Raw genomic sequence first — 17,018 nt, forward strand, 5'->3', positions numbered from 1 at the left:
ACAGGCTGTCCCCACTTTGGGGACAGCCTGTTCTATTGTTCATATGATCCTGTCTTAGACACCTGAGTATGCAGAGAAACCGCCGTCGACCGGAATGACGATGCCGGTAACGAATCCGGAGGCCTTATGGTCAGCCAGATAGAGCAGTGTGCCCCCTTTATTTCGGAAGCCACCGTTTCACAGGGCTCCAGTGTACGGCCGAGAACAGCAACTTTGGCACCAGCATCCGCAAGTGCACGGCAAAAGTATGAACCAAGGCCACCGCCACCGCCTGTGACGACTGCAACCTGGTCTTTAAGATTTGTATTGAAAGGGGTAGTCATCATTCTTCCTCCTATTTTATGGTAAATGAAATTGCTCATTGTATAACTATTTGGTAATATTAGTTTATCTAACAAACCAAAACGAGGTGTACCTTATGGTTACTGGTGATTCGAACTATATTAAAACGATGAACCGCAGACTTGTACTTGAAGATATCATCCGCAGCCGCTCCATTTCAAGGGTGGACATATCAAAACGCACCGGACTGAACAAGGCGACGGTCTCTTCACAGGTGAATGAACTGATCGACCAGTCGCTGGTCATTGAAAAGCCGGTTGAAAACTATGCACAGCCCGGCCGTCGGCCGATCATCCTGGAACTTGATCCGATGAGCACATATTCCATCGGCATCGACATCGACCGTTCCCATATACGCATCATGCTCATCAATCTCAAAGGCATGACCGTCTACAACAACATCCATGATTTCGACATCCGTCATACGGACACACTTGCCGAACTGCTGCCTACTCTACTCGAGCCCGTCATCAGCCAGTACAATGAAGTCTATCGGCCGAACCAGCTCGTCGGCATCGGCATCAGTCTCCATGGCATCGTCAATGCCGAACTGGAACTGCTCTACTCTCCGCCGCAGCAGCTTGATTTGAAGCCGCTTCTGTCCGAGCTTGAGGAACGATTCGAAGTGCCTGTCCATATCGACAACAACGCCAATATGTCCGTCCGTGCCGAACAGTCGTTCACTGCATACGAGACGAACCTCTACAGTATGACGCTGTCCAGCGGTATCGGGCTCGGCATCCTGCTGAACAATGAAGTGTTCCATGGCTTTTCCGGTTATGCCGGGGAGGTTGGACATATGATTATCAAGCAGGACGGCATCGAGTGCCGATGTGGAAACAGAGGATGCTTCGAGCGCTATGCTTCAGACGAGGTCCTCACCCGCTCGCTTGCCGACGCAGGCATCTCCCTCATTGAATTTCCGACATATGAATCCCTGAAGGCGGACGAGAAGGCGAAGGCCATATTCGAAGACTACATCTCCTTCATCACCGTCGGACTGAACAACATCATCAATGTCTTCAATCCTAAAAAGCTGGTCATCAACAGCACCATATTTTCGAAATATCCGGAACTGCTTGATGAACTCAAGCCCGGCCTTACATCATCGTTCATCGATTATGGGGACATCCTCATCTCGCCGCTCGGTACACAGTCCAGCGCCCTCGGCGCAGCACTTGTCCCCCTTGCGAAATTCCTCGATATCAACCATTTCGATCTGAACGCCTATCATATTGCCCATTAATACGAGAAAAGGATAAGTCAAACTTATCCTTTTCTTTTATTTTCTATTTACTGTATCGATGATGCCGTTCAGGTAGGCAGCACCGAGTGCACGGTCGTAGAGGCCATAGCCCGGTCTGCCCGTCTCGCCCCAGATCATGCGGCCGTGGTCCGGACGGATCGGCACGTCGACACCGCTTTCGATGAGCTTTTCGACGATGCCCACCATATCGAGCGAGCCGTCATGCACGGAGTGGGACGTCTCCTGGAAGGAGCGTTCCCCAGTCCATTTGACGTTCCGCGCATGGACGAAGTGGATGTGTTCTTTGGCGAGTTCGATGATCTCGAACAGGTCGTTGTCCGACGTGGAGCCGTAGGACCCTGTGCAGAACGTGATCTCATTGTGCCTGCTCGGCACGGCATCGAACAGCTTCCGAAGACCCGGCTTTGCCTGTCTGTTATAATGTTTCTACAGATAAAAGAGAGAAAGGAAGTATGCAATGGAACAAGGTTACGTTTCCGAAAGAGAAATACAGATCATGTATGCAGATACGGATATGATGGGTGTCATCTACCACGGCAATTACCTGAAATGGTTTGAAGTGGGACGCATGCAGCTTATCGAGGACATCGGCTACGACTATGTCGCGATGGAGCGCGAAGGATACTACGCTCCCGTCTATAATGTCGATGTCACCTACAGGAAAGCATTGAAATACGGAGATCGTGCTTCGGTACGTACATGGATCGAAGAGAATACCGGAATACGGACGACATATGGCTACCAGGTCGTCAACGCTGCTGGAGAAGTATGTACAGAAGGGACAACCACCCATATCGTCGTCAAAAAAGTGGACGGCGAATTCAAACCGGTTCCCTTCAAGAAAATCTTCCCGGAATGGTTCAGGAAATACGAAGAGATCAAAGTGGAGAAATGAATAGAACGTCCCCGGATGCACTACATCTGGGGACGTTCTATTTTGTTATATGGGATGATGACCTGTACTATACATATTCCTCATATTCATTCGGATGCTGGTCCTCCACCCTGCCCGGCTCTCCTTTGTCCAGGGCATCTATCGCTTCCAGGTCTTCCTCCGTCAATTCGAATCCGTACACATCGAGGTTCTCCCACTGGTGGGCTTTGGAATCGGATTTCGGTATGACCAGGACCCCGTTCTGAACATTCCATCGTATGATGACCTGCGCCGGGGACTTGGCATATTTATTGGCGATTTCCTTTATCACCGGGTTTTCCAGAACATCATTGATCTTTCGGCCGAATGGGCTCCACGCCTCGGTCAATATACCGTGCTTCCTGTTCGTCTCCACCAGTTCCTTATTGTTGAAATATGGGTGGCGTTCAATCTGGTTCGTCGCCGGTGTGACACCGGTCTCTTCAATAAGACGCTCGAGGTGTTCAGCGAGGAAGTTCGATACCCCGATGGTCTTGATCAGTCCGAACTTCTGGGCGTCGATCAGTGCCTGCCATGCCTCGACATATTTTTCCTGTTTCGGCAAAGGCCAATGGATGAGGTATTTATCGAAGTAGTCGATGCCTATGCGGTACAGCGACTCCTGGATCATCGTTATTGCCTTATCATAGTCATGCGCCGAGCCCGGAAGCTTGGAGCTGATGATCAGTTGTTCGCGCGGCACATCTGCACGCCGGATGGCTTCCCCAACTACCCCTTCATTATTGTAGTTCGTGGATGTGTCGATGAGACGGTAGCCGTTCTCTTCAATGGCCGTCACAATACTGTTCACACCTTTGGCACCCCGTATATTCACCGTGCCCAGTCCAATTTCCGGCAATGTGCTGCCATCATTCAAGTCGTATTTTCTATTCAACATCTATATCCTTCCTTTCTGTACCCTCTGCACTTCTCTTCTCCCGAGAACTTTGACGACAATCGAGTCAAGCAGCTCAGGCACTTCATACTTCAATGCCATTTCCCCTATGAAAGTATGGATTTCATCGATATCGGAAGTACCCTGCAGCTCCTGGTAGCGTGTCCGCTCACCATCATCAGCTTCATCCTTGAAGTGTCCCCACACAGTCTCCATATAATTTCGGATGCTTCCTGGCTCGTATTCCATATCATATGCCTGATCAAGCAGCCTTCTGAACTCACTGACTGACATACGGATGCCCGATTCGAACAGGCTCCGCACCTGATCATGGAGTTCCGGACTTTTCATCAGTACGAAAAGTTCTTCTTCTCTCCAGAGTTCCTCGAGCATCCTGAATTTCTCCTGATCAAGTTCCGCTTCCTCCATGCGCCCGAGAAAAGAACGCCTGTATAGGAAATGGCGGAGCAGAGGAATCTCTCCGTTCGGATCGCGGCCGAATGGCGCGTTCATCGTATCCATGAACTTTATTTCCTGACCGGCCGGTTCCTGGTCCACTGAAATGTGCCCGAGATGCATTTCACCTTCCGGCTGGTATTCCGTCACATGTGCATCCTTCTCGGCATAAAGTTCTATATTGCTCGTCTGGGGATCATAGTCCAGTCGGAATTTGAATGGATCCTCCCCATAGCTTTGCGCCGTATAATATTTATAGTCCATATCCGTCCGTTTTGGCAGCCACTTCAGTATCGTATCCAGATCGCGGTAGAGTCGCCCTGGGCGGAATATGCTGAAGAATCGACCTGCCGACTTATCATTCAAATATACTCCGATGTTCAACATCACACTGGTCACTTCCGCTGCCGTGCCCAATGGAAAGTAGGGGAAATTGACTCCGATGATATCAATCGGCCTCAATCGATGATGAAACCTGACTGAACACCCTTTGATGTTTACCAGCTCGTCCGGCATCTTTTCCGAAGTCGCTGCATTCGACAGCCGGACAGTTGCTTTCGTGACACCCCCGAAGATTTCCCTGCCTTCCTCATTAAGATACACAGCTGCTTCGTGATGGTCACCGTTTCCATGGGCCCTTCTTGCCCCTGGGTCATGGACATTAAACCTTTCAATCAGATCGATGATGACATCTGCCGATGTTTTCATGAAAGTCCCTCCCTTTGCCTTCTCTCTCTTTAAATTCACCTTTTGTACATTTTCTAAACCAAAGAGGCTCCTCTGCTGCTTCTCCTGTTCACCTTTAACCCTCTCCATCACAATACTATCCATAAAATATACCAAATATTTTTATAATCATTTCATCATCATGCTACATCTGTTATATAATCATGCTTGGGTGATAAATATGGAAAAACAAAGAGAAAAGAAAGAATTCAATATCTTCATGGCGCTGCTTCCACTACTGCTCATGATTACAGCAATGGGTACTGCGGTCATTTGGCTGGGACAGGATCCACATCTGCCGCTCATTTTTGGGACCGCTTCCGCAGCGATCGTCGCACTATTTTATGGATATAAATGGAAAGAAATCGAGGATATGATGTATAAGGGAATACGGCTGGCACTGCCGGCAATCGTCATCATCATACTCGTCGGACTCGTCATCGGATCATGGATCGGCGGCGGCATCGTCGCTACGATGATCTATTATGGCCTTGCACTGATCAGCCCGGCATTGTTCCTCGTCACCATCACGTTGCTCTGTGCGATTGTGGCGCTGTCCATCGGCAGTTCCTGGTCCACGATGGCGACGGTCGGTGTTGCAGGAATGGGCATCGGCATGAGCATGGGGATCCCGCCAGCGATGGTGGCAGGCGCAGTCATATCCGGCTCCTATTTCGGTGACAAGATGTCCCCGATGTCGGATACGACAAACCTTGCTTCAGGACTCACGAATACGGATCTTTTTGTACATATCAAGCACATGTTCTATACGACCATCCCGGGGCTCATCATTGCACTGACGGCCTTCTTCTTCCTCGGCCGCCAGTTCGGAGGCCAGGGTAATGCCAATGACGCTGAGATTGCCGGTATGATGCAGTCGCTTGATGGACAGTTCATCATTTCTCCGTGGCTCCTGCTCGTTCCGCTTACCGTAATTATATGCATCGCTTTCAAAATGTCCGCCATCCCTGCACTGATCGTCGGCATCGTCCTAGGCTTCCTTTGCCATATCATTGTACAGGGCGGAGATCTGGGAACTGCGATTGCCACACTACAGGGCGGCTATGTCATCGAATCCAATAACGATATGATCAATGAACTCTTCAATAACGGCGGCCTCGAATCAATGATGTATACGGTATCGATGACCATCGTCGCCATGACCTTCGCCGGCATCCTGGAATACAGCGGCATGCTGCAGGCCATTATGAAACAGGTCATCAAAATCGCCAAAGGGACACTCGGCATCGTCACTTCAACGATCGTCGCTGCGTTCGCAACAAATGCAACGTGTTCGGAGCAATATATATCCATCGTCGTCCCTTCACGAATGTTTTTGCGGACCTATATCGAAAAGAACCTGCACTCGAAGAACCTTTCACGTGCACTTGAAGATGGCGGCACACTGACCTCCGTCTTCATCCCGTGGAACACATGCGGTGTCTTCATCTATGGCGTGCTCGGTGTCGCAGCCTGGGAATATGCCCCTTACGCGATATTCAATCTGGTCGTGCCGTTCATATCGATCCTCCTTGCCGCCACCGGCATCGGCATCGAAAAGATTTCCGATGAGGAGCGGGAGGACTTCTTGGAGACGCATTATGGTGAGGAGAGAACGAAGGAATCATTGGCGCCTGAAACGGTGTAGCTGAGAGGGGGCCGCTTAACTTGCCATCGTTTCGCGTGCGATGGTGAATTAGACCTCCAACTTGCCATCGTTTCGCACGCGACGGTGAATTAGACCTCCAACTTGCCATCGTTTCACACGCAACGGTGAATTAGACCTCCAACTTGCCATCGTTTCACACGCAACGGTGAATTAGACGTCCAACTTGCCATCGTTTCACACGCGATGGTGAATTAGGCAGACACAATCCGAACAAAATATAAAACGCAAAAGAAGCTGCGGACTCCAGCAAGGATTCCGCAGCTTTTCTGATGCTTTCTACTATAATGTGTCTTCCACTGGTGTGTCGCCTTCGTGGAGATAATAAGTCTTACCTTCCGGCTTGTTTGTGTCTACGATGTGGGCCAGTACATTTGCTACGTCTTCCCTAGGGATCTCAGCGATTTCAGTACCGCCTTCAAAGAGTCTGACTTTGCCTGTGCCTGAATCGTTCGTCAGCATGCCTGGGCGCAGGATTGTAAAATCAAGGCCTGAAGCTTTGAGATGCTCATCTGCACGGTGTTTGGCGTACAGGTAGTGCTGCATCTGCTCGGCTTCTTTAGGTGCATCTGCACCCATGGAACTGAGCATGACGAAGTGTTTGACACCTGCTTTTTCTGCATTGTCCACAGATTCTATCGCGCCTTCCTGGTCGATCAGCACGGTCATATCGGCGCCTGTGTCGCCACCGGATCCTGCTGCGAATACAACGGAATCAACGCCTTCGAATGCATGGGAGAAGTCTTTCTGCAGATCACCGAGCACCGTATCGATACCCTTCTCCTTGAACTTTTCCACCTGTTCTTCTTTGCGGACCATCGCCACCGGCTGATGGCCTTTATCTTTCAGTTTCTCTACAAGCTGATGGCCGACCTGGCCATTTGCACCAATAACAAGTACTTTCATGTAGTCATTCCTCCTTGTCTAATCTGTTGTCTATACCCATATGGGGAGGGGGTGCTAAACATGAATTCGTATTATTCTACCCGAGCGCGACATCGAGGATCATCATGAGGGTGAATCCGAGCATGAGACTCATTGCTGCAAGGTCCGAGTGCCCGTTTTCCTGAGTGCTCGGAATGACCTCTTCGACGACGACAAAAATCATTGCACCTGCCGCCAAAGCCAAAGCATACGGCAGAGTCGGACTCATGATCGAAATGGCCAGCACACCGATGACTGCAGCAATCGGTTCGACTACTGCCGACATCCACCCCAGGAAGAAGCTCTTCGTGCGCGACATGCCCTCACCCCGCAGTGGCATGGAGACCGCCATTCCTTCCGGAATGTTCTGAAGGCCGATGCCAAGCGCCAGGGTTGCAGCACCTGCTGCGATTGCTGCACCATCTCCGTTGGCGGAAACGGCACCGAACGCGATTCCGATGGCGAGGCCCTCCGGAATGTTATGCAGTGTCAGAGAGAATACGAGGAGTGTACTCCGCCGCTTTTTCTTCGCACGCCAGCCTTCCATCCGGTCTTCCGGCGCATTCCTGTGAGCGTGGGGAATCAATTGGTCGAATGCATAGATGAAAAGTCCCCCGAGCAGGAAACCGACTGCTGGCGGGAACCATTCACCAATGAAGTGGTCCTGACTGTGTTCGATCGCCGGAGCGAGCAAGGACCAGAAGCTCGCTGCAATCATGACGCCGCCTGCAAAGCCGAGCATCGTATCGAGGAACTTGTCATTCACTTCCTTTGTGAAAAATACGACGGCTGCCCCAAGCCCCGTCGTAATCCATGTGAACAGTGTCGCTGTGAGCGCCTGCAGCCATGGGTCGAATCCCATAAATGTATCTATCATCAGTCTATTCCTTTCAAGTATCTGAATATTCCTATGGAAATTATACTCCATTATGGCGTATAGTATCTATAATATGATTCGTTCCATGTTCACTCAATACCACATCGACCAACTGTTAAAACGGAGGGAGCATAATGAAAGCCAGTCTCGCACCTGTGATCATTCTCATCGCTGCAATACTTTGGGGGACGGTAGGCACTGCAAAGATATACTTGCCGCCAGGCGTCGACAGCATATCGATCGGAGCCATGCGCCTGATCATCGGCAGCCTCATCCTCCTCATCATCGCCCGGCTCCTTGGCCAGTTGACCTTCAGAGGATGGCCTGTAAAGATGGTACTCACCGCCGGACTCGCCATGGCACTCTTCCAGCCCTTCTTCTTCAATGCAGTCACACTCACTGGTGTCGCGGTCGGTACGGTCGCCTCAATCGGCAGCGCGCCCGTGTTCTCAGGGCTGATCGAGTGGCTTTTCTTCAAAGTCCATCCCGGTCGTGTATGGTGGGTTTCCACCACCCTTGCCATCACAGGATGTGCCATCCTGATGTTCAATACGGGATCGATCACCGTCGATCCACTCGGTATCCTTTCCGGTCTTGGAGCGGGCATATCCTTTGCCAGCTATACGATAATGAACTCCAGGCTTGTGCAGCACCATCACCCGATAGCCACTGCCGCCATCGTCTTTACGATCAGCGCGCTGATGCTCACGCCATTCCTGCTGTTCAATGACCAGTCATGGCTGATGACGCCAAATGGCATCTCTGCAGCCCTCTACATCGGCCTGTTCGGCACGGGCCTCGCCTATTTCCTGTTCGCCTATGGCCTGAAATATGTAAAGTCCTCTTCCGCCGTCACACTCGCACTCGCCGAACCATTGACCGCCTCCCTGCTCGGAGTGCTGTTTGTCGGGGAAGTGCTTGCGCTCTGGTCCTGGGTCGGCCTCCTCATGCTGCTGATGGGACTCGCCATACTGGCGCTCCAGTCGAGGAAGCGCCCGCGGCAGGTGGATTTGCACACTTAAAGACCCGTTTGGCTCAGCCAAACGGGTCTTCCCTATGCTTCAAGTGTGATGCTGTCGATGTCTTTCGGAAATCTTGTGAAGATGTACGGTGTGTCGTCGATATACAGCATATCTTCTATACGCACGCCGCCAAATCCAGCCTTGTAGACCCCTGGCTCTACAGTAATGACATGCCCCTTTTCAAGCTTGTCCGTATTCTGTGCATCAAGTGATGGCGCTTCGTGCAGCCCGAGACCCAGACCATGGCCGATACGGTGTGTGAAGTACTCCCCGTAGCCGTCGGCCTTTATTTCATCACGTGCCGCATCATCGAGCGTATTCATCGGGGCACCGACCTGAGCTTGGCGGATGCCAGCTTCGTTTGCCCTCAGTACGGAGTTGTAGATGGCCGTCTGCTCCTCGGTCGGCTCACCAATGATGAAAGTGCGTGTCATGTCCGATACATAGCGGTCCTTCGTCACCACACCGAAGTCAATGAGCAGGAAGTGACCTGGTTCGACGGTGGTCTCCCCCGATGTGCCATGCGGCAGTGCGGAATTCTCTCCCGTCAGCACGAGTGGTCCGAATGATACATCCATTGCACCATGCGCTTTTACCCGGGCCAACAGGAATTCTGCGATTTCCTTCTCCTTCTTGCCGGACACCGGTTCATTCACCAGGTCGGCCAGAGCCTTTTCTGTAATGTCCACCGCTTCCTGGAGCTTCTCCCTGTCGTCGTCATCCTTCTTGCCGCGCAGCTGGTTTATTTGATCCTCTACGGAGTGTATCTGATCGCCTGTATAGTTTTCAAGGAGCCTCTGATAGCGGTTGTAGGTCACATGTCCGCCTTCGATACCCAGTGACTCCGCGTCGATCGCATGTTCGAAGATCAGCCTGAATGCGTCTTCCCCATCATTATACGGCAGATGGTTGTCGACGGTCGCCGTATCATTGACGACTTCCTGATCAAGTGCCGGGAACATCAGAGCCGTATCATTCGTCTTTACGTTGATCAGCAGGGCGAGCACCCTTTCATGGGGCTCGATATGGCAGCCTGTGAAATAGAAGACGTTCGTCGGTTCTGTAATGACCACCATATCCAAATCAAGCATTGATGTAAGTTTTTCCACTCTCTCTTTGTATTTCTGTGTCATCTCCAACATCCTTTCTCATTCATTTCATCATTTCCAATATACCACAGGTTGAGTAAATATAAATTCCATGCCACTTATGCTACCATTACAGTATCGAAAAATGGAGGCCTGGTTCATGTCACTATCATCCATCAAGCAGCTCCATAAGGAGTTCAATCCCACATTCTGCATCCAGCCCCACATCACCGTCTCCCTCCTATTGCTCTATACAATCATCAGCGGCATCTTCGGCTACCTGCTCGGCGTAGAAATCTTCTCACAGGAGACGATACCTGGTGTCCTGCTCTTTGAAATCCTTCTGCTCCGCCTGGGAGTCCTCACCCTGTATGCTATGGCCAACCTGTTCTTCCTCTATCTCATGATCGGGTGGTTCAGAAAGTCATTCGTCCAAGTACCGGTACTTCTATCCTATTACCTCATATTCACAACAGGCGTCTTTATACTGACCATACTGATGTTCCTCATCGTCTGGGCATTCCATTCGGTGTTCAGCCTCAATGAATCACCGCTGCTCATCGTCTTCGGGATTTCACTCGTCATCATATTTACCCTGCTGAACCTGTATCCCGGCTATCTTTTTTATCTGGCCATCCGCCACAGGCCCATCGACACTTTCTGGCCCATCATTCTATATGTCATCGGCATCCATCTGATCACTTTCATCATGCTGCGCCTGTGGAATGCCGTCGATCTCATATTGATCTGGAATCTCGGCACCTCAACATAAAAAAGATGTGGCCTCCCAAAGGGTGCCACATCTTTTTGCTTCCATCATTCCCTGCCAGGTTCAATCGTCCGGATTACCTTGCACGGGTTGCCCGCGGCGACCACATTTGCCGGCACGTCCTTGACGACGACCGCCCCGGATCCGATGACGGCATTATCGCCGATCGTGACTCCCGGATTGACGGTGACATCAGCGCCGATCCAGACATTGTCACCAATCCTTATCTCTTCGGCATATTCCAGTCCCTGCCGCCTTTTTACAGGATCGATGGGATGATTGACTGTAATGACCGACACATTCGGCCCGAAAGATACATCATCACCGATTGTAATCCTTGCAACATCGAGAAAGACGCAGTTGTAGTTTGCATAGAAGTTCCGTCCAACTTTGATGTTGATGCCATAATCGCAGTAGAAAGGCGCGCGGATGCTCAGCCCCTCTGCGTGATAGCCGAACAGCATGTCCAGCAGCCGCCCCTTGTCTTCGCCATGCGGATGGTTATACTGGTTCATCAGATTCTGTGCATTCTCCCTCAAGTGTACAAGTGTTGCATCCTGCGGGTCATAATATTCTCCACGCAGCATCTTTTCCTTTTCCGTCATTCCACTCACCTCGTCCATAAAAGTTGCTTCCGTTTCATCTTCCCTGTTTGCGCGAGCATTAAGCAGGGCGATGGAAGAAGGGTGTTTCCACGAAGATTTCCCGGGAAATTTCATAGTACCGGAGAGGCGTCAGGTGCGTGATTTCTTCGCAATGCCGAAGCCGGTCCATCCATAGATGAGCGCAAAGACCACACAAAGATAGCACGGAATCGCCCATATCAGAAATTCAGAGATGGAGACATCGAGCAATGTCGTATAGTAGATGCCCGAGGTGCCCCATGGAATGAAGGGCAGCACCATCGTGCCGGCATCTTCAAGTGTGCGGGAAAGGTTCTTGCGCTCCAGACCGAATTCGTCGAATGCATCCTTCATCAATGTGCCGACGACAATGATGACCACTGAAGCCACACCGGCCGTGAACACCATGACGAGACTTGCCAATACAGTGGCTGAAATCAGGTGGGCCGTCGATTTTATGATGCTGAATATCGCTTCCAGAATGACTTTCAGACATCCGCTTGCTTCAATCATACCCGCAAACGCATAGCCGCACAGGATGGTGACGATGATGGTCGTCATGCTCATGATCCCGCCCCTGTTGAGGAGGGACTGCATATTTTCATTCGGTTCCGGGAGGATGTGGGAAACCATCTCAAAATTGAATCCATCGACCATTGATGTGAAACCATGGGCGAATCCGAATCCATTCACCAGAAACCCGATGAAGAGGGCCACGATGCTTGAAAGCAGCATCATCGGCACTATCGGGTACTTTTTGAATGCCCCGATGACGATCACCAGAATCGGCAGCAGCATGACCAGGCTGAAATTGAATGCCGTATCAAGCTGGCTCAGCAGCTCCTGGACATTCGGTGCATCGGCCGAACCGGCATCAATCTGCAGCCCCACAATGAACCATACGATGAGGCCGATGATGGAAGCCGGGAATGTCGTCCACATCATATGCCTGATATGATCGTATATATTCACACGATTGACCAGCGCCGCGAGATTCGTCGTATCTGACAGAGGTGACATCTTATCACCGAATACACCACCGGAAATGATGGCACCGGCGGCCATCCCGACATTGATGTCGAGCTCCATCGCAATCGCAATCAGGGCGATGCCCGCCGTACCGACCGAGCCCCATGCAGTGCCTGTCGCAACCGATACGATAGCTGTCAGAAGGAAGGCACTGACAAGGAAGTAGGTCGGATCAATGATCTGCAGCCCCCAATAGATCAGGTATGGGACGGTCCCGGAGTAGATCCACGTCCCGATGATGATGCCCACAGCGAGGAGTATGTAGAGTGCGGGCATGACCGTCTTGAGCAGATCGGCCACCCCCTCCTCCATTTCCCGCCAGCTCAGGCCGACCCGCCAGGCGATGAATCCTGCATATGCGGCTGCAAGCAGAAGCAGCGGCTGGATGGCAAGCCCCATCACTCCAAAACCGATTCCAATGATGATTGCGAGAACAATAATCGTCGATAATGCTTCAAAGAGTGTCGGATCCCGTTTTTCCTTCATGGAAGCCCCCTTTTAATCAGTCCATGTATTTTTCGAACCAGTCCGTCAAGTGCGTCAGACGTTCGATCCTCAAGTTCGGTTTGCCGGTACGGGAAAGGTTATGATCCGCTTCCGGGAACCGGACGAACTGCGTCTCCTTCTTCTGGTACTTGAGTGCGATATAGAGCTGCTCACCCTGCTCGATCGGACATCTGAAGTCACGCTCGCTGTGCAGGATCAGCAGGGGTGTATTGATGGCGTCGACGTACTTGATCGGGGAATGGTGCCACATCTTGTCGATGTCTCCGAACTCCGCCTGGATCTGCCAGTCGGTGAAGTAGTAGCCGATGTCCGATACACCGCGGAAGCTCACCCAGTTGCAGATGCTTCGCTGTGTAACCGCAGCCTTGAAACGGTCCGTATGGCCCACGATCCAGTTGGTCATGAACCCGCCGTAGGAGCCGCCTGTGACACCGAGATTGTCCTCATCTATCCAGTCATATTTTCCTGTGATATAGTCGACTCCGGCCATGATGTCACTATAGTCGCCTCCGCCATAGTCCCCCCTGACGGCATCGACGAAGGATTGTGAATAGCTGTGTGAGCCCCGTGGGTTTACGAACAGGACGGCATAGCCTTTGGCCGCAAGCACCTGCATCTCATGGAAGAATGTATTGCCATAGAAGGCATGCGGGCCCCCGTGGATGTTCGTGATCATCGGATACTTCCTGCCTTCTTCATAGCCTGCAGGCTTCATGAACCATCCCTGCACTTCCGTGCCGTCTCCACTGTTGAATGTGATGTCTTCCGGGTCCACAATTTCCGTCTCCTCGACGTATGCACGGTTGACATGTGTCAGCTGCTCGAGCTGCTTCGATTCGAAATCAAACCTGTACAGTTCACCCGGAGAGGTGTGTGTTGAGATGGCAAGCACTGCATGATCTTCTGCGGCATCCATACCGAAGATATGGTGGCGGCCTTCAAGCAGCGGTCTGATTTCACCCTCCACACTGCCTTCGTAGAGGTTTACGCTCCCGTCATCCGATACGAGGAACACGAAGCGGGTATCGGATATCCACTGGGCGGGGTTCTGCTCGATTGCCTGCTGGGTGTCTGCAGCGACATAGTCGCCGACCGGCTTGTCGAGCCCCCCGGTAACATGCTGCTTCTCCCCTTCGTCAATGTTGTAGACATGCAGCGTGGCATGTGTGGCATTTTCGAATTCGCGTCCCATCTCGACGATCAGCAGACGCTTCCCATCGGGCGAGGCCTCCACTTTCACCACACCGCCTTCTGCAGTCGGTATCTCCTCAGGCTGTGCATCCCCCTTTTTGATGTACAGCGTCTGATTGAAGTTGAAATCGGGATCTTCGCTGGCATCCGTCGAGTAGACATGCACCTCCCCGCCGATCGTTTCGTGGAGCGTGAAGTTCTCCTCCCCTTCGAACAGGGTTTCCACTTCCCGTGTTTCCATATCGACGGACTTCACCGCCTGATACTTCTCCTTGAGGAGCCCCAGGCTGTCGGCCTTGTATTTCATCCGGTCGATGACGACCGGTTCCGGCTTCTTGTCCTTCTCGTCTTTCGAGTCCTTTTCCTCTTCACCATTCCCCTTTTCATTGGAGACATGGTAATGGACCTTCTGTCCGTCACTTGAAAAATCGGCGCTGTTGACACCCTCCTTCTCATCGGTCAGCTGGACACGCTCCCCGCCCGCTGAATTCAGCAGGAAGACCTGCGGTTTGTCGTCGGCCTTTGCAATGAACAGCATCCACTGTCCATCATTCGAATGCCTGACATTGGACAGGCGCTCCGGCTGATATGTAAGCTGCTGCATGCCATCATCCTGAAGGCGGTACAGATTGGTGATATAGTCATTCTTCTCCTCATCGAGATGCGTAACCAGCGTCGTGCTCTGGCGGTCTGCTCCAATCTTCGGAGACGATACGGATTTGATTTTGAAGATATCCTGAATACTCGTTCTACGTGTCACTATGATTCCCCCTTAAAATAAAAAAGACTGAATATACAGCCTTTTCATTATTTTACCATGATGATATTCAATTGCCTACTCATGTCACTGACGGCCTCCGGTGAGCACCCGCTTATGCATCAGGAAGATGAAGAGCGGCACCGCTGAAACCATCACCATCACCCCTGTGGGGATCTGGATGGGTGCAATGGCCGTCCGTCCGATGGTATCGATGATGATGATATACAAAGCCCCATACAGTGAAGAGAGTATGAAGAGCCGCCGGAACATCAACGGCCTGAAATAAAGGATCATCTGAGGGACGATGATGCCGACCAGTGCCACCAGCCCAGTGAAGCTGACCGCAACAAGCGGGGGAATCGATGCGACAACAAGCAGCAGGGGCCGGATCCGCCTGGCATCGACGCCGAGGCTGTACGCCCTGGCATCACCCAGGTTGAGCAGGTCGAGGGCGCCACCGGCACGAAACAGTACTGCACCCGACAGCAGGGTCAGCGCCCCCGTCAGCAGCACGGCATCGTAGTCTGCACCCGATAGGGAGCCGAACATGTATCTGACGATAGATTCGGTCTGATCGGGCGCGATGAGCACGATGATATAGAGCACTCCGCTCATCATCGCCCCAAGCAGCACACCGATGATGATCAGCGTCTCAGGCCGATAGGTGGTCTCAAGCCGCCTTGCTGCTGCCAGGACGAGTGCCAGGGCCAGCAGTCCTGCAGCGATGCTCGCCAAAGGGCGGAGGACCAGAGGCAGCACTCCGGTGACCGAAGCCGCACTGCCAAGGACGGCGGCATTCGCCATCCCGAGGGTGAAGCTGTCCGCCATCGGGTTGCGCAGTACAATCTGAAAGACCACCCCGCTCATTGCGAGCGCCGCCCCGAGGATGATGGCGAACAGTACGCGCGGCAGGCGGATGTTGAGAATGATATTTCTGGCCTGGTCGGTCGGGAGCCCAGCCAGATCCACAGAGCCGATGAAAAGGCTCAGGGCGGCTGCCAGAAAGGTGGCTGCTGCAACGATGGCGACATGCCTATTCATAGACACAGCGTCCGACTGCCCTCAGGCCTTCCGCAATCCGGGGGCCCGGGCGGGCCAGGAGATCCGGGGGTATATTGCACTGGTTTTCAGGCTGGCTGATTTTAAGCTCCGAAAAGCCCGGCATTCCATCGATCGATTCCGAAAGTTCCGCGTCTTCAAGGCCCATGATCGACACCAGTTTGTCCGGATCCCTTTCTATGACGTCCTCCGGACTGACATTCGGGTACCCTTCGAGATCATCGAATGCATTGTCGATATAGATTTCTGCCAGAGCATCTTCAATGAAGGTCCCGCTCCCCGCCGTATAGAGTTCAGGCTGATCTGAGATGTGGATGAAAACCTCATATGAATCTGAACGATCCTCAAAGATGTTGTTCTGCACATTGATATCACGTTCGATACCCTCAATCAGCCATTCAGCCGCCGTCCTTTCCCCAAGAAACTCCCCGATGGTTGTAATGGATGCATATATTTCCTCGATGGCCCGCTCTTCATTTACGATCAGCACTTCTGTGCCGGTCGTTTCAGAGACACGCCCCAGCGTTTCTGCATAATGGGATACAGAGGTCTCATGCCCAAGTATATGTGTCGGCTCAAGTTCGATCAGCTGCTCCGCATCCAGTTCGAAGACATTCATTTTCGCTATCTCATCATTCTCCACGACCGATTCCGGATGGCTGACTTCCGTCGTCACAGCCACCAGATTGGTCCCAAGTCCAAGTTCTGCAATGATCTCCGTATTGCTCGGCATCAGCGAAACGATGCGGCGCTCCTCGAGCGGTGTCTCCTCAGGAGCAACCTCATCCAGACCTTCACCGGCCGAAGTACATCCTGCAAGCGTGATGATAAATATGAGCAGTATGCCTGAAATCCTCTTGTCCATATGCACCACTTCCTTGGTCATTGATTTCTGTTTCTATGA

16 protein-coding genes and 2 pseudogenes are annotated in these 17,018 nt (G+C 52.0%); 5 read left to right on the top strand and 13 right to left on the bottom strand.

Annotated features, from left to right (window positions below):
• Nucleotides 1-54: 54 nt before the first annotated feature.
• Both EDC33_RS12905 and EDC33_RS12910 read right to left on the bottom strand, forming a co-directional pair.
• Nucleotides 55-153 (bottom strand): annotated as a pseudogene (locus EDC33_RS12905) (D-mannonate oxidoreductase); the annotation flags it as partial.
• A gap of 56 nt (nt 154-209) precedes the next feature.
• Nucleotides 210-362 (bottom strand): annotated as a pseudogene (locus EDC33_RS12910) (hypothetical protein); the annotation flags it as partial.
• Between the two features lie 56 nt (nt 363-418).
• Here EDC33_RS12910 and EDC33_RS08445 point away from each other — a divergent pair.
• A complete protein-coding gene (locus tag EDC33_RS08445) occupies nt 419-1,588 on the top strand; it encodes an ROK family transcriptional regulator (protein ID WP_124010847.1) in 1,170 nt (389 codons plus the stop codon).
• Nucleotides 1,589-1,624: 36 nt separating this feature from the next.
• Here the strand turns inward: EDC33_RS08445 and EDC33_RS08450 are convergent, their stop codons facing one another.
• The gene (locus EDC33_RS08450; RefSeq protein ID WP_268234106.1) at nt 1,625-1,996 is read right to left on the bottom strand and encodes a mannonate dehydratase; all 372 of its coding nucleotides are present in this window, start codon (nt 1,994-1,996) and stop codon (nt 1,625-1,627) included.
• Nucleotides 1,997-2,066: 70 nt separating this feature from the next.
• Here EDC33_RS08450 and EDC33_RS08455 point away from each other — a divergent pair, with 70 nt between their 5' ends.
• Nucleotides 2,067-2,504 (top strand): acyl-CoA thioesterase, encoded by a 438-nt coding sequence (locus tag EDC33_RS08455; RefSeq protein ID WP_094906173.1) that lies wholly within the window; start codon nt 2,067-2,069, stop codon nt 2,502-2,504.
• Between the two features lie 67 nt (nt 2,505-2,571).
• Here EDC33_RS08455 and EDC33_RS08460 read toward each other — a convergent pair whose 3' ends face one another.
• Together EDC33_RS08460 and EDC33_RS08465 are read right to left on the bottom strand one after the other, a co-directional pair.
• Nucleotides 2,572-3,420 (bottom strand): aldo/keto reductase, encoded by an 849-nt coding sequence (locus EDC33_RS08460; protein ID WP_124010848.1) that lies wholly within the window; start codon nt 3,418-3,420, stop codon nt 2,572-2,574.
• A complete protein-coding gene (locus EDC33_RS08465) occupies nt 3,421-4,581 on the bottom strand; it encodes a DUF1722 domain-containing protein (protein ID WP_170156386.1) in 1,161 nt (386 codons plus the stop codon).
• A 199-nt stretch (nt 4,582-4,780) separates the two neighbouring features.
• Here EDC33_RS08465 and nhaC (EDC33_RS08470) point away from each other — a divergent pair, with 199 nt between their 5' ends.
• Nucleotides 4,781-6,247 carry a Na+/H+ antiporter NhaC gene (gene nhaC / locus EDC33_RS08470; RefSeq protein ID WP_124010850.1) on the top strand — a complete coding sequence of 489 codons (1,467 nt, stop codon included), beginning with the start codon at nt 4,781-4,783 and terminating at the stop codon, nt 6,245-6,247.
• A 300-nt stretch (nt 6,248-6,547) separates the two neighbouring features.
• Here nhaC (EDC33_RS08470) and EDC33_RS08475 read toward each other — a convergent pair whose 3' ends face one another.
• Together EDC33_RS08475 and EDC33_RS08480 are read right to left on the bottom strand one after the other, a co-directional pair.
• Complete coding sequence (locus EDC33_RS08475) at nt 6,548-7,171, bottom strand: SDR family oxidoreductase (protein WP_094906170.1); 624 nt, start codon at nt 7,169-7,171, stop codon at nt 6,548-6,550.
• A 76-nt stretch (nt 7,172-7,247) separates the two neighbouring features.
• Nucleotides 7,248-8,066: a ZIP family metal transporter gene (locus tag EDC33_RS08480; protein ID WP_124010851.1), complete on the bottom strand. Its 819-nt coding sequence runs from the start codon at nt 8,064-8,066 to the stop codon at nt 7,248-7,250.
• Between the two features lie 134 nt (nt 8,067-8,200).
• Here EDC33_RS08480 and EDC33_RS08485 point away from each other — a divergent pair, with 134 nt between their 5' ends.
• Nucleotides 8,201-9,088 (top strand): EamA family transporter, encoded by an 888-nt coding sequence (locus EDC33_RS08485; protein WP_124010852.1) that lies wholly within the window; start codon nt 8,201-8,203, stop codon nt 9,086-9,088.
• Nucleotides 9,089-9,120: 32 nt separating this feature from the next.
• Here the strand turns inward: EDC33_RS08485 and EDC33_RS08490 are convergent, their stop codons facing one another.
• The gene (locus tag EDC33_RS08490) at nt 9,121-10,197 is read right to left on the bottom strand and encodes a M24 family metallopeptidase (protein WP_249036086.1); all 1,077 of its coding nucleotides are present in this window, start codon (nt 10,195-10,197) and stop codon (nt 9,121-9,123) included.
• A 139-nt stretch (nt 10,198-10,336) separates the two neighbouring features.
• Between EDC33_RS08490 and EDC33_RS08495 the strand changes: the two genes are divergently transcribed.
• The gene (locus tag EDC33_RS08495; protein WP_124010854.1) at nt 10,337-10,948 is read left to right on the top strand and encodes a hypothetical protein; all 612 of its coding nucleotides are present in this window, start codon (nt 10,337-10,339) and stop codon (nt 10,946-10,948) included.
• Between the two features lie 44 nt (nt 10,949-10,992).
• On the opposite strand, the gene EDC33_RS08500 is transcribed toward EDC33_RS08495, so the two are convergent.
• The 5 genes from EDC33_RS08500 to EDC33_RS08520 form a co-directional block, all read right to left on the bottom strand.
• On the bottom strand, nt 10,993-11,568 hold the full coding sequence (locus EDC33_RS08500) for a sugar O-acetyltransferase (protein WP_229716694.1): 576 nt from the start codon (nt 11,566-11,568) through the stop codon (nt 10,993-10,995).
• Between the two features lie 111 nt (nt 11,569-11,679).
• Nucleotides 11,680-13,083: a Na+/H+ antiporter NhaC gene (nhaC, locus tag EDC33_RS08505; RefSeq protein WP_124010856.1), complete on the bottom strand. Its 1,404-nt coding sequence runs from the start codon at nt 13,081-13,083 to the stop codon at nt 11,680-11,682.
• 16 nt (nt 13,084-13,099) lie between these two features.
• Nucleotides 13,100-15,058, bottom strand: a complete 1,959-nt coding sequence (locus tag EDC33_RS08510) for a S9 family peptidase (protein ID WP_415654028.1) — start codon at nt 15,056-15,058, stop codon at nt 13,100-13,102.
• A gap of 81 nt (nt 15,059-15,139) precedes the next feature.
• Entirely contained in the window at nt 15,140-16,096 is a 957-nt protein-coding gene (locus tag EDC33_RS08515) for a FecCD family ABC transporter permease (RefSeq protein ID WP_124010858.1), read from the bottom strand.
• On the bottom strand, nt 16,089-17,000 hold the full coding sequence (locus tag EDC33_RS08520) for an ABC transporter substrate-binding protein (protein WP_124010859.1): 912 nt from the start codon (nt 16,998-17,000) through the stop codon (nt 16,089-16,091). The genes EDC33_RS08515 and EDC33_RS08520 overlap by 8 nt, the downstream gene beginning before the upstream one ends.
• Nucleotides 17,001-17,018 lie beyond the last annotated feature (18 nt).

Origin of the sequence: Salinicoccus roseus, from assembly GCF_003814515.1 — a bacterium.
Classification (GTDB): domain Bacteria; phylum Bacillota; class Bacilli; order Staphylococcales; family Salinicoccaceae; genus Salinicoccus; species Salinicoccus roseus.

Excerpts from the sequence above, each read along its gene's own strand:
- EDC33_RS08520 (WP_124010859.1), bottom strand. The coding sequence starts at position 17,000 with ATGACCAAGGAAGTGGTGCATATGGACAAGAGGATTTCAGGCATACTG.
- EDC33_RS08445 (WP_124010847.1), top strand. The coding sequence starts at position 419 with ATGGTTACTGGTGATTCGAACTATATTAAAACGATGAACCGCAGACTT.
- EDC33_RS08475 (WP_094906170.1), bottom strand. The coding sequence starts at position 7,171 with ATGAAAGTACTTGTTATTGGTGCAAATGGCCAGGTCGGCCATCAGCTT.
- EDC33_RS08515 (WP_124010858.1), bottom strand. The coding sequence starts at position 16,096 with ATGAATAGGCATGTCGCCATCGTTGCAGCAGCCACCTTTCTGGCAGCC.
- EDC33_RS08465 (WP_170156386.1), bottom strand. The coding sequence starts at position 4,581 with ATGAAAACATCGGCAGATGTCATCATCGATCTGATTGAAAGGTTTAAT.
- nhaC (WP_124010856.1), bottom strand. The coding sequence starts at position 13,083 with ATGAAGGAAAAACGGGATCCGACACTCTTTGAAGCATTATCGACGATT.
- EDC33_RS08480 (WP_124010851.1), bottom strand. The coding sequence starts at position 8,066 with ATGATAGATACATTTATGGGATTCGACCCATGGCTGCAGGCGCTCACA.
- EDC33_RS08495 (WP_124010854.1), top strand. The coding sequence starts at position 10,337 with ATGTCACTATCATCCATCAAGCAGCTCCATAAGGAGTTCAATCCCACA.
- nhaC (WP_124010850.1), top strand. The coding sequence starts at position 4,781 with ATGGAAAAACAAAGAGAAAAGAAAGAATTCAATATCTTCATGGCGCTG.
- EDC33_RS08500 (WP_229716694.1), bottom strand. The coding sequence starts at position 11,568 with ATGGACGAGGTGAGTGGAATGACGGAAAAGGAAAAGATGCTGCGTGGA.
- EDC33_RS08485 (WP_124010852.1), top strand. The coding sequence starts at position 8,201 with ATGAAAGCCAGTCTCGCACCTGTGATCATTCTCATCGCTGCAATACTT.
- EDC33_RS08460 (WP_124010848.1), bottom strand. The coding sequence starts at position 3,420 with ATGTTGAATAGAAAATACGACTTGAATGATGGCAGCACATTGCCGGAA.
- EDC33_RS08455 (WP_094906173.1), top strand. The coding sequence starts at position 2,067 with ATGGAACAAGGTTACGTTTCCGAAAGAGAAATACAGATCATGTATGCA.